The 12,058-nt window shown below is 69.6% G+C and carries 11 protein-coding genes; 3 read left to right on the top strand and 8 right to left on the bottom strand.

What is annotated here, in order from left to right; genetic code table 11:
* Positions 1–90: 90 nt before the first annotated feature.
* From BM031_RS05090 to ribA, 6 genes are all read right to left on the bottom strand, one after another.
* Positions 91–798, bottom strand: a complete 708-nt coding sequence (locus BM031_RS05090) for a LytR/AlgR family response regulator transcription factor (protein ID WP_091871975.1) — start codon at positions 796–798, stop codon at positions 91–93.
* Positions 786–1,874 carry a sensor histidine kinase gene (locus BM031_RS05085; RefSeq protein ID WP_091871972.1) on the bottom strand — a complete coding sequence of 363 codons (1,089 nt, stop codon included), beginning with the start codon at positions 1,872–1,874 and terminating at the stop codon, positions 786–788. The genes BM031_RS05090 and BM031_RS05085 overlap by 13 nt, the downstream gene beginning before the upstream one ends.
* Before the next feature lie 23 nt (positions 1,875–1,897).
* Positions 1,898–2,269 (bottom strand): ribonuclease E inhibitor RraB, encoded by a 372-nt coding sequence (locus BM031_RS05080; protein WP_091871969.1) that lies wholly within the window; start codon positions 2,267–2,269, stop codon positions 1,898–1,900.
* Between the two features lie 190 nt (positions 2,270–2,459).
* Entirely contained in the window at positions 2,460–3,422 is a 963-nt protein-coding gene (locus BM031_RS05075) for an FHA domain-containing protein (protein WP_091871967.1), read from the bottom strand.
* On the bottom strand, positions 3,419–4,840 hold the full coding sequence (locus tag BM031_RS05070) for a S1 family peptidase (RefSeq protein WP_091871964.1): 1,422 nt from the start codon (positions 4,838–4,840) through the stop codon (positions 3,419–3,421). The genes BM031_RS05075 and BM031_RS05070 overlap by 4 nt, the downstream gene beginning before the upstream one ends.
* A 64-nt stretch (positions 4,841–4,904) precedes the next feature.
* Positions 4,905–5,555 carry a GTP cyclohydrolase II gene (gene ribA, locus BM031_RS05065; RefSeq protein ID WP_091871961.1) on the bottom strand — a complete coding sequence of 217 codons (651 nt, stop codon included), beginning with the start codon at positions 5,553–5,555 and terminating at the stop codon, positions 4,905–4,907.
* Between the two features lie 129 nt (positions 5,556–5,684).
* Here ribA and BM031_RS05060 point away from each other — a divergent pair, with 129 nt between their 5' ends.
* Together BM031_RS05060 and BM031_RS05055 are read left to right on the top strand one after the other, a co-directional pair.
* A complete protein-coding gene (locus BM031_RS05060; protein WP_091871958.1) occupies positions 5,685–7,274 on the top strand; it encodes a PAS domain-containing protein in 1,590 nt (529 codons plus the stop codon).
* A gap of 192 nt (positions 7,275–7,466) precedes the next feature.
* A complete protein-coding gene (locus tag BM031_RS05055; RefSeq protein ID WP_143084511.1) occupies positions 7,467–9,380 on the top strand; it encodes a PKD domain-containing protein in 1,914 nt (637 codons plus the stop codon).
* 22 nt (positions 9,381–9,402) lie between these two features.
* Here BM031_RS05055 and BM031_RS05050 read toward each other — a convergent pair whose 3' ends face one another.
* Positions 9,403–9,618 carry a DUF3820 family protein gene (locus tag BM031_RS05050; protein WP_091872420.1) on the bottom strand — a complete coding sequence of 72 codons (216 nt, stop codon included), beginning with the start codon at positions 9,616–9,618 and terminating at the stop codon, positions 9,403–9,405.
* A gap of 70 nt (positions 9,619–9,688) precedes the next feature.
* Here BM031_RS05050 and BM031_RS05045 point away from each other — a divergent pair, with 70 nt between their 5' ends.
* Complete coding sequence (locus tag BM031_RS05045; protein ID WP_091871953.1) at positions 9,689–10,108, top strand: DUF1810 domain-containing protein; 420 nt, start codon at positions 9,689–9,691, stop codon at positions 10,106–10,108.
* Between the two features lie 18 nt (positions 10,109–10,126).
* Here the strand turns inward: BM031_RS05045 and BM031_RS05040 are convergent, their stop codons facing one another.
* Complete coding sequence (locus tag BM031_RS05040; protein ID WP_091871950.1) at positions 10,127–12,046, bottom strand: PAS domain-containing hybrid sensor histidine kinase/response regulator; 1,920 nt, start codon at positions 12,044–12,046, stop codon at positions 10,127–10,129.
* Between the last annotated feature and the right edge of the window lie 12 nt (positions 12,047–12,058).

Genomic DNA, 12,058 nt, shown 5'->3' with positions numbered 1-12,058 from the left:
TTGAAGAAGTGATGCCAGCATGCCCGGGCGGAACGAGCGCGGCGAGCGCTTTGGGGCGAACCGGGTCGGGGCTGGGGCGAAGCGGATTGGCTATAGCGTGGCCATCAGCGCCGCCCGGTACTGGCGGCTGCACGGCACCACCGCGCCGCTGCGCAGCACCAGTTCGCAGTCGCCCTTGTCGAGCGCGACGATGCGCTCGACCGCGCCCACTCGCACCGCCGCGCGCCGGTGGCAGCGCACGAAGCCGCCGCCCAGTTGCTCCAGCAGAGCGGCCAGGGTCTGGCGCAGCAGCGGGCTGCCCTGGGCCGTATGCAGCACCACGTAATTGTCGGCGGTCTCCAGCCATTCGATGTCGGCCACCTGCACCACGCGGGTGGCGCCGCGTTCCGTCACCAGCAGCTGGCGTGGCGGCAGCCCGGTGGCCGCGGCGGCGCCATTGGCGGCAGCCAGGCGCGTGCGCAGCCGCTCCAGCGCCCGCCGCAGGCGCGCCTGGTCGAAGGGCTTGAGCAGGTAGTCGATGGCATTGGCGTCGAAGGCCCGCAGCGCATACGCGTCGTAGGCCGTGACGAACACCACCAGCGGCGCAGGCAGGGGCAGCGAGGCGGCCAGGTCGAAGCCCGACAGCTCCGGCATCTCGACATCGAGCAGCAGCGCGTCCGGCCGGAACGCCTCCAGCACGCGCAGGGCCTCGTGGCCATCGGCCGCATCGACGATGGCGTCGATGCCCGGCTCGAGCGCGAGCATGCGGCGCAGGCGTTCGCGCGCCGGGCGCTCGTCGTCGACGATCAGGATGCGCATGGCAGCCGCAGCTCCGTGCGCACGCCGGCTGGCGCCAGCTGGCTCAGTTCCACGCTGGCGCTGCTGCCGTGCAGCGCCGCCAGCCGCGCGCGCAGGTTGGCCAGGCCGATGCCGCGCCCCTCGCCATTGTCCTGGCCAAGGATTCCCGCATCGTCCTCCACCCGCAGCACCAGCTGCGCTCCTTCGCGCACCGCACCGACCGTGATGCGGGTGGGCGCGCGCCGCCGCTCCACCGTGTGCTTGAATACGTTCTCCAGCAGCGGCTGCACGCTCATCGCCGGCAATGCCACGCCGAGCACCGCATCGTCGACCTGCCAGTGGACCGTCGCGCGGCCATCGAAGCGCTCCGCCATCACCCCCGCATAGGCGCGCGCCAGGCGCAGCTCTTCTTCCAGCGTTGCCTGCGGCCGCTCGCCCAGCGCCAGCGCGGCGCGTAGCATGTCGGCCAGCTGCAGCAGGGTGGCGTCGACGCGCGCCACGTCGGTGTGCATCAGCGACGAGATGGTATTGAGCGCGTTGAACAGGAAGTGCGGCTGCATCTGCCGCGCCAGCGACTGCAGCTGCGCCTCGCGCAGCAGGGCATGCGCCTGCTCCGCCCGCACCCGCGCCCCCAGCAGCTCGCGGTAGGACAGCAAGCCAAAGCCAATGACGGTGAACAGCCCGATGAAGACAGTGAGCTTGAGCGACTCGTACACGAACACCTGCGGCCACGTCTCGTGCTCGTAGCTGGCCCCCGCCAGCGCATACACCGCGTGGCGCAGCCCGAACACCAGCGGCACGAAGGCGACCCAGTATACCGGCAGCATGCGCGCCTGCAACGCGAACCAGCGCCAGGGCGAGGCGATCAGCGCGTCGTGGCGCGCCATGAGGCGCCGATGGAACAGCAGCAAGCCAGTGCAGACCAGCGCCGACGAGGTCTCCCACAGCACCGGCTGCCAGTACGCCGTCCCCCCGTCGCGCCGATGATCCTCGAGCGCGACCAGTACCATCAGCCCCCAGAACAGGAGCCAGGCCATGCCGGCGGCGATCCTGTTGCGATTCCCGTTCACCGGCAACTTCGGGGTCAGGTCTGACATTTGGACACGGTCTCGACTGTATATCAATCTTGGTCCTGCGAGAACGAGCCCCAGCCATCGGCCTGGCCGCCCAATGCCTGCGCCGCTAGCGACAGGTGGTTTTCCACCGCGCTGACCCGCGCATGCGTGGGCACGAGCGTCATCGAGCATTCGGCGTCCCACCGTTGCTTCGCTTCGAAATAGGACAGCGAAGTCCTATATCCTTGCCGGCCGGCCTGCTCGCAGAACTGCTGCGCAGCGCCCTTCTCCGGGAAGATGAAGAAAAAATCCATCTTCCTCGCTTTCGCCAGGTCATCGCCGCTCTTGGCCATCTCCCACAAGACGTCGCCATTCTCGTCCTGCGGATAAAGCGAACTGTCCCGGCCCCGGTTACGCCACCACGCTGATAAGCCCATGAGTTTTCCTGTTCATCGACAAGAAATTTCAGTGTACGAGCGTCATTGCACCAAGGCAAGCAAAGACGACGGAGATTGCTAGGCCAGCGTAGCCAGGCCATGTCTTACGCCCGCCGGCTTCGCCGTGCGATGCGAAGTAATGCAGAGCTCGTGTCCAAATGTCAGACCTGACCCCGAAGTGCGAAGTGCCTTATTTTCCTGCGGTTGTTGGCTTGCCGCCGCGCTCGGCGTCGAGCTCGGCGCGCATGGCGTCGACCGATGCCATGTACTCGGCCACCGTCGCATCCGGGCTGGCCCGCATTTCGGGCGGGAGCAGCACCGCCATGTAGAGTTCGTCGGCCACGCGGCCATGGCGCTGCTGGTTGGCGATCAGCACCAGGCTGGAGCCCACCAGGGCGATCGCGGTGCAGATCGCGCGCAGGCGGCGGCGTAGTGGCGGTTTGATGGTCGCGAGGTGGAAGTAGATGACGCCGGCCACCGTCGCCACCGCCGCGTGCGAGCCGTAGCGGGTGAGCCATTCGAGCGAGTAGGCGTAGGCCACCATCGCCGCCAGCAGGCGCACGCCCACCAGCGCCGCCAGGCCGCAGCCGAAGATGAACAGGTGCCGCCCGAGGCGCGCATGGCGCCCGAACAGGCGGTTGACGAAAGCCCACAGGCTGCTCCACAGCAGGCCCACGCCGATGCCGGCGGCCGGCGCCAGCACGTAGTTCAGCAGCTCGAAGGGCTGGGCGTCGAGCAGCCAGTGCACCAGCAGCGCCACCAGCCCGGCCAGCAGCACGCCCACCACGCCGGGCAGCAGGCCTTCCCAGCCGTGCATGGTGCGGTCCAGCAGCTCGGCCGGTACCGGATAGCCGGCCGGGCGCACGCGCAGCGTGGTGTGGCCCATGCGCACCACGGTGTCGCCCGACAGTTGCACCTCCTTGACCCGCTTGCGGCCGTGGTTCAGGCCATTGCGGGTGCCGAGGTCGCGCATCACCAGCGCGCCGTCGGCGCCGGCCTCGATCACGGCGTGGTGGGCGGCGGCGTAGTCGTCATCGAGGATGACGTCGTTGTCGTAGGCGCGCCCGACCCGCACCGGCAGCGTGGCTGCGCGGTGGCGGTGCAGCACCTCGCCATTGCGGGCCAGTATTTCGATGGTCCAGGGGCCATTCATCGCTTGACGTTGCGCCCGAAGGCGCCGAGGAAGGCGCGCGTGGTGCGCATGCCGTTTTCGTAGGACACGCCGGTGACGTCGAGGCGGCTTTGCAGGCTCGATTCGGGCGCGTTGGTGCTGGCCGTGAGCAGGGTGAAGTTGTACAGGCCTTCGAACTTGCGGTAGGCGCGCACGCAGGTCACGGCGCGCAGCGGCAGGGTGCGGGTATGGACGAAGCGTTCGGTGCACACCGGCTTGGTCAGGCGCGCGTCGCCGGCGCTGCCCGGCTGGTCGACCCGGAACAGGCGGCTGGCCAACGCGGCGAAGGGCAGGCGCGCCAGGTTGTCGGAACGGATGTACTGGTGGGTCATCGACACGTGGCCGGTCTGCAGCTGGGCCGAGACGAACACCGCCGACTCCATCGCGCAGCTCATCGCGTCGAGTGTGTAGGCGGTGGCCGCCTTCACGTTCGCGCGCCCCCAGCAGCGCAGCTGGCCGGACTCGCGCACCGGCACCAGGTAGGGGCCCATGCTCTTGATCGACAGCGGGTCTTCCAGCAGGCGGTCGACCATCACGCGCTGGTGTTCCAGCAGCTGGGCGGCGATCACGCGGTTGAAATCCTTCGGCGGCGCCAGCTGGTGCGCCACCTTGCGCAGCAGGTCCTGCGCGTACTTCACCGGCACCAGGAAGCTGACCGATTCGCCGTCGCGCCGCTTGGAAACGTTGATGCCGGCCACGGTGCCGTTGCCGTTCACGCTCGGCCCGCCGCTCATGCCCGAATTGATCGTGCCGCTGAAGATCAGCTGGTCGTAGAAACTGCGCGTGACCACGCCGTTGTACGCGCCTTCCGAGATCGCAAAGCCAAGGTCGAGCGGGTTGCCGAGCGAGTACAGGCGCTGGCCCTGGTTCAGGCGCAGCGGGCGTTCCGGCATCTTGAAGAAGCCGCTGCCTTCCCGGTTCACGCGCAGCACCGCCAGGTCGTGCAGCACGTCGACCGCCATCAGTTCGACCGGGCCGCTGTTACCGTCGGTGTCGACGAATTCCGCGGTGTAGACGTCCGGGTCGAGCGCCATCTGCGACACGACGTGGTAGTTGGTGACCACCAGCTTGCCGGTGCCGACCAGGAAGCCCGAGCCGACGGTGGACTGGGTGCGCCCGTTCTTGAGCAGCATGCGGATCTGCAGCAGGTCGCCGCGCGCGGCGGAATACAGGTCTTGCGCGGCGGACGAGGGCAGCGGCAGGGCGTCCTGGCTGTCGGTGTCACCGGCGCCGGGCGCTGGCGGGGTCACGCCGGGCGGCGCCGACGGCGGCAGGTGCGGCGGCGGCGCGGGCGTGGCGCTGGCGGCGCGGGCGGGCGGGGTGGTCTGGCTTGGCGGCGGCGCCGTGGCTGCGCCCGCCGCAAGACAGGAGAGCAGGAGGGCGGCGGCAGTCCGTTTCATGCAGTCCGATCATGGCAAAGGAGGAAAGCCTATCTTGCCACCGGATGGCCCACCCGTGCGCGCGTTAGGGCAGGCCCGGCCCGGCGCTTGCCTCGGCCGCCGGCGTCATCATGTGGCCCAGCTTGGCCTGCTTGGTATCGAGGTAGCTGTTGTTGAAGGCATTGCGGTTGACCAGCAGCGGCACGCGCTCGGCCACTTCGATGCCCAGGCGGGTCAGGGCGTCGATCTTGCGCGGGTTGTTGGTCATCAGGCGCAGCGAGCGCACGCCGAACTGGGCCAGCATGGGCTTGCACAGTTCGTAGTTGCGGGCGTCGGCGTGGAAGCCCAGCTGCAGGTTGGCTTCGACCGTGTCGGCGCCGGCTTCCTGCAGTCGGTAGGCGCGGATCTTGTTGAGCAGGCCGATGCCGCGGCCTTCCTGGCGCAGGTAGAGCAGCACGCCGCGGCCTTCTTCGGCGATGCGCTGCAGCGCGCCTTCGAGCTGGGCGCCGCAATCGCAGCGCTGCGAGAACAGCACGTCGCCGGTCAGGCATTCGGAGTGCACGCGCGCCAGCACCGGTTCGCCGTCGCCGATCTCGCCCAGCACCATGGCCAGGTGCTCCTTGCCGGTCCCGTGCTCGACGAAGGCATGCAGCGTGAACTGCGCCCACGGGGTCGGCAGGGCGCACGACGTGACATAGTCGAGCAGCTGGTTACTGGCGGCGGGTTGGGTGGACATGGCGTTTCTCATCTTTGCGGCGGTGTGCAGTAACCGCGTAGTTTACCGGAAATCCGCCCCGGCCGTGCGGCGGCCCCGGCGGTAGCCATGGTATGTTAGCAACACGTCACCTTGACGCGCGAGGCCAGCATGGACCCACGATCCGCTCCTTCCACCCGGCGCCGCAGGCCCGGCCTCGGCGCGTGGCTGGCGCTGGCGTTTTCGCTGCTTACGGTGATCCTGACCCTGCTGCTGGTCCAGGTGATCGAGCGCGCATCGACCGACCAGGCCAAGGAAACCATCGGACACGGCCTGGCCGAACTGGCGCGCCAGACCGCCGACAAGCTCGATCGCGGCATGGCCGAGCGCTACCGCGAGGTCAGCCTGATGGCGGGCCGGCGCGACCTGCGCGAGCCCGGCGCCAGCCTCGCCGAACGCCGCCGCATCCTGGCCGACATCCAGCAAAGCTATGGCTATTACGACTGGCTCGGCATGGCCGGCCTGGACGGCCGCGTGATCGTCGAGGCGCGCGGCCTGCTGGAAGGGGCCGACGTGTCGCAGCGGCCGTGGTTCGCGAACGCGCTGGCCGGGGTCCACGTGGGCGACGTGCACGAGGCGGTCAAGCTGGCCACGCTGCTGCCCGGCCAGAACGGCGAACCGCGCCGCTTCGTCGATGTGGCCTTCCCGTATTTCGATCTGCAGGGCCGGCCGGCCGGCGTGCTGGGCGTGCACCTGTCCTGGCAGTGGGCGCAGGACGTCGAGCGCTCGATCATCGCCCCGCTGGAAGCGCGCGGCCGGGTGCAGGCCCTGATCGCCGGCGCCGAGGGAACGGTGCTGCTCGGGCCACCCGGCCTGCAGGGCAGCACGCTCGCCACCACCAGCTTGACACTGGCGCAGCGCAAGCGCACCGGCTACCGGGTCGAAACCTGGCCGGACGGCGTGTCTTACCTGGTCGGCTACGGCGCCACCACCGGGCGCGGGCTGTATCCGGGCCTGGGCTGGACCGTGCTGGTACGCCAGGACGTGGAAGATGCCTACGCCCCGGTGCGGCGCCTGCGCGCGCAGGCGCTGTGGAGCGGCGCGGCACTGGCCTTGCTGGTCTCGCTGGCTGGCGTGCTGGTGGCGCGCCGCATTACGCAGCCGCTCGGGGCGCTGGCCGAGTCGGCCGAACGGCTGGGACGCGGCGAAACGCTGCAGCTGGTGCCGAACGCTAACGATTACTACGAGGTGCAGGCGCTGTCCGGCACCCTCAACGTGCTGGTGGCCGACCTGCTGCGCCAGCGCGCCGAGCTGCGCGACCTGAACGCCACGCTGGAGACCCGCGTCGGGCAGCGTACCGCCGAGCTGGAACGGGCGCTGGCCGCGGTCCGGGCCAGCGAGCAGCGCGTCAATGCGATCGTCGAGGCGTCGCAGGATGCGTATATCGCGGTCGACCAGCGCGGCATCATCCTCGAGTGGAACCGCGCGGCCGAGCGCATGTTCGGCTGGCGCCGCCAGGAAGCCATCGGCTGGCCGCTGGCCGAACTGGTGCTGCCCGAGCGCTACCGCGACAGCCTGGGGCGCGCGCTGCGGGTGTTCCGCCAGACCGGCCACCTGGCGATGCTGGAGCGGCGCCTGGAACGCATCGTGGTCGACCGCCTGGGCCGCGAGTTCACGATGCGCATGTCCGCCGGCCTGGTCGGCGAGGGCGAGGATGCGTTCTTCAGCGTGTTCATTTGCGAAATTTCTGAACCCCGCTGAGCGCCCGCATGCACCCCGGCATCGCTTGCCGGAAAAAGTCTTTTCATCGCACAAGCCCTTTTGCCATCAGGCCCCGTTGGCGCCGACCCCAGCGGTGCGCCGGTTTGCGCCAGTTCGCCTTGCCCCGCCTTGCAGCGCTCACCATTGGTGCTGCCTCATGCACGCGCATGAGCATACTAACCGGAGGCAATCATGCGAACTTTTTCGATCAGGCAGGTTTCACTGGCAGCCGCCTTGCTGGCGCTGGGCGGCACGGTCGCGGCCAGCCCCCCCAGGGACCTGTATGGCATCGTCAACCTGGCCCCGCTGCAGGCCTTCGGCGGCTACGTCAACGTACGCGGCCAGGCCGCGTTCGAGTATGTCGCCATCGACGACATCCTGCGCGTGAGCTACTTCAACGGCGAACGCGTGCTCGATCCCATCTCGCCGCCCGGCCTCGTCAGCGCACTGGGCGGGCTCAACGACAAGGGCGAGGTCGCCTACTACGCGCGCCACCCCGACCCCTCCAGCCCCTTGTCCGCGCCGTTCCGGCCGGGCCGCTGGAGCGCCGCGCGCGGTCCTGTCACGCTGCCTTCGTATAACCCCGCAGCCGACGCGTTCACCTCCGGCATCAACAACCTCGGGGTCATCGTCGGCTCGTCGTCGACCTCGCCCGACCCGGCCTTCTACCGGGGCGCGCGCTGGTCGGCCACCAACGGGCTGGCCTCGCTGCCTGCGCCCACCGGCATCGGCGACGTCTATCTCAGCGATATCAACGAGTACAACAACAGCGTCGGCTACGGGGTCGGTCCCGGCGGCGCGGCCAACGCGCTGGTGTGGGACAGCGCCAACCGGGCCTACAACCTCGGCACCTTCGGCGCGGCGGGGGCGGTGGCGCACCACATCAACAACCGGGCCGACATCGCCGGCATGCTCAACCCGGCCACCGGCACCGACTTCCAGGCTTTCCTGTGGAGCCGGGACAAGCCCACGCTGCGGGTCGGGCCGCGCTCCGTCGTGACGGCGCTGAACCAGGTGGGCGAACTGGTCGGCCGGATCCAGCGCTTCGCCAACGACAACAGCGCCTTCCTGTTTTCGCGCGCGCGCGGCTTCGTCAGCCTGCATCCTGCCGGTTTCTACGCGTCCGAAGCCATCGACGTGAACGATAGCGGCGCCAGCGCAGGCGCCGCCCAGCGCACGATGTTCGCCGAGACCCGTGCCTGGCGCTGGCTGCGCAGCGGGGCCGGCGTCGACCTCAACACGCGCCTGCTCAACCCGCCCGACGGGCTGGTGCTCAACACGGCGCTGGCCATCGGCGGCAACGGCGACATCCTGGCCAATTCGAATGTGGGGGTGGTGCTGCTGCGCGCCAACGGCGGCGGCACCGATGCGCCGGTGGTGGGGCCGATCGTGATGCCGGCGCCGCGCCTGAACCAGCCCTTCAACCTGAGCCTGTCCTACCGCGACCGCAACCCGGGCGACGCCCACCGCGCGACCATCGACTGGGGCGACGGCGCCGGGCCGCTGCCGGCCGCGATCAGCGGGTTCAAGGGCCGGGGGGCCGTGAGCGCCACCCACACCTATACGGCGGAAGGCGACTACAGCATCATCGTCCGCGTCACCGATTCCACCGGCAAGACCACGCTGCAGTACAAGCGCTTCACGCTGCGCGAACTCGGCACGCCGCTCCTGAGCGGCCAGGGCTTGCTGGCCGACGGCGCCAACACGACCAAGGCGGCTGCGCCGCTGGCGTTCCGGCTGTCGGCGCCGCTGGCGCTCAAGGAAGGCAGCGCCACGCCCTTCAGCTTCCAGCTGATCGGCCGCACCAGCTTCAGGGGCGAACAGCTGGAGCGGATCACGCAGGACGGCAACAAGGTCCGGCTGGAAGGCAGCGGCCAGCTCGATGACAAGGCCGGCTACCGCTTCATCGTCGATGCCACGGCGGGCGGGGCGGCCGGCGGGGGCGACCCGGGCCAGGTGTCGGTGCGCATCGTCAAGGCCGATGCGCCAGGCGCGGCCCAGCGCGCCGGGTCCGCTGTCGCCGGGGACCCGGCTGCCGCCGCGCATGCTCCCGCCGACGTGGTGGCCGGCAGCCTGCGGCAGGGATCGATCCAGCTGCTGCGATGAAGAACGGCGCGGGCGCCGGTGCTCAGCGCCGCGCCCGCAGGGGATCGAGCAGGCTGCGCAGGTCGTTATGGTCCAGTTCATACATCAGGGCCAGCAGCTGGCCCAGCTCGCCGCGCGGGAAACCTTCGCGCGCGAACCAGCCCAGGTAATGGCCGGGCAGGTCGGCGATCTTGCGGCCCTGGTATTTACCGTAAGGCATTTCGCGAACCAGCAGGAGGGGTAAATGGTCTGTATTCATTGAGTCGGCGAGGTAGCGCACATGGGCTGGCGAACGCGACGTTGTAGCATGTGTGCGAGTGGAGGACAATATGGATACTCATTTCGACCTGGAACGCTTTGTCCAGGCCCAGGCCCCGGTCTACGGCAAGGTCATCGATGAATTGCGCGCGGGCCACAAGCGCAGCCACTGGATGTGGTTCATTTTCCCGCAGATCGCCGGCCTGGGCCGCAGCGAGATGGCGCAGCGCTATGCGATCGCCTCGGGCGACGAGGCGGCCGCCTACCTGGCCCACCCGGTACTGGGCAAGCGCCTGCGCGAATGCGCGTCCATCGTCGCCAGCCTGGACAGCGACAGCGCAAGCGCGATCTTCGGGCACCCGGACGAGCTCAAGTTCCACTCGTCGATGAGCCTGTTCGCCGACGTCGCGCCCGACGAGGGCGTGTTCCAGGCCTGCATCGACAAGTACTTCGACGGCCAGCCGGATCCGGAGACGCTGGCGCGCCTGTAGCAGGACCAGGCCTTCCGTTCAGGCCACGGCCGCCAGGATGGCTTCGAGCTGCCCCATATCCACCGGCTTGACCAGGTGGTGGTCGAAGCCGGCCGCCAGGATCTGCTCGCGGTCGCTCTCCTGGCCGTAGCCGGTGACCGCCACCAGCAGCGCGTTCGCGGTGCCCGCTTCGGCGCGCAGGCGGCGCGCCAGTTCCTTGCCGTCCATCTCCGGCAGGCCGACGTCGAGCAGGCAGACCGCAGGCGACGAGCGGCGCGCGGTGTCCAGCGCCGCTTGCGCGCCATGCTCGACCAGGACCTGGTGGCCGGATGCGCCCAGCAGCATGGCCAGCGTAATGGCCGCGTCAACGTTGTCGTCGACCACCAGCACCCGCAGCGGGGCCGCTGCCTGCGCCGCGGCCACCACCGCCACGTCGCCCGGCGCCGCCGCCGGCTGCGTCGCGCCGGCCAGGCAGGGCAGGCAGGCGGTGAAGCGGCTGCCCTGGCCCAGGCCCGGGCTGTCGCAGGCCACCGTGCCGCCGTGCAGCTCGACCAGGCTCTTGACCAGCGCCAGCCCCAGTCCCAGGCCGCCCATCGCGCGGTCGGCGCTGCGTTCGGCCTGGGCGAACAGGTCGAACACGCGCTGGGTGAGTTCGGGCGCCATGCCGATGCCGTTGTCGCGCACCTCGATGCAGGCCAGGGCATCGCGCAGGCCGGCGCTCGCCGTGAGGATGCCGCCTTCCGGCGTGTACTTGGCGGCGTTGTTGAGCAGGTTGGCCACCACCTGCACCAGGCGCTTGCGGTCGCCCATGACGAGCATCGGCTGGTCCGGCAGCGCCAGCACCAGCTCGTGGTCGCGCGCGCGCACCAGCGGCGTGACCTGCTCGACGGCGTCGTGCAGCACTTCGCGCAGGTCGAGCGGCGCCTGTTCCAGTTCCACCAGCCCGCGGGTGACGCGCGAGACGTCGAGCAGGTCGTCGATCAGGCCGGTCATGTGGCGCACCTGGCGCGCGATGATCTGGCTGGTGCGCCGCACCAGCGCTTCGTCCGGCTTCATGCGCTGCAGCAGTTCGGCGGCGGCGCTGATCGGCGCGATCGGGTTGCGCAGTTCGTGCGCCAGCATCGCCAGGAACTCGTCCTTGCGGCGGTCGGATTCGCGCAACTTTTCCTCGGCCGCCTTGCGCTCGCTGATGTCGCTGGCGGCGCCGATCCATTCGATCACCTCGCCATGCGCGTCGCAGATCGGCACCGCGCGCGACAGCGCCCAGCCGTCGCTGCCGTCGAGGCGGCGCACCCGGTGCTCCAGTTCGTAGACGGCGCCGGCCTTGATCGCTTCCAGCACGGCCGCATGCACGCGCTCCTGCTCGTCGGCGGGAATATAGTCCCGGAGCCAGAATGGATGCGGGCCGGCGCTGTCCTTCAGGAAGCCGCGACCGTCCAGCTCGCGCAATTCGGTCCAGTCGGCATTCATCCGGTACACCACCTGGCCGGCCGTGGTCAGCGCCCGGAACCGGTTCTCGCTTTCGCGCAGGGCCCGCTCCGAGCGGATCTGTTCGGTAACGTCCTTGGTGGTATGGGCGATGCAGATCAGGCTGCCGTCGGCGTCGAACACCGGGGCGCTGTAGGCGCTCCAGAACCGTTCCTCGAAGCCGGTGCTGCCGTCCGGGTGCCGGATGGGGATCGGGTAGCGCTGCACGGGCAGGGTGTCGGGCTGGCCTGTTTCACGTACCAGCGCCAGCGAAGCGCGCAGCTCGGCTTCGTTGGTGCTGTCCGGGTCGTTCGGGTCGGACGGGAAGGCCACGAACAGGCTCACGCCCAGCAGGTCCTCGCGCCGGCGCGACGCCGCTATCAGGAAGGCGTCGTTGACCGCGAGGATGACGGAGTCGGGCGTCGGCGACAACAGGTACTTGCCGATTGGCGAACTGTTGAATGCTGACTCGAAGACGGATGGTGAGAGCATGGTGCGATCGCG

The sequence above is a fragment of the Massilia yuzhufengensis genome (genome assembly GCF_900112225.1).
In the GTDB taxonomy this organism is placed as follows: Bacteria; Pseudomonadota; Gammaproteobacteria; order Burkholderiales; family Burkholderiaceae_D; genus Telluria; species Telluria yuzhufengensis.
This window is presented reverse-complemented; position numbering and strand designations above follow the sequence as displayed.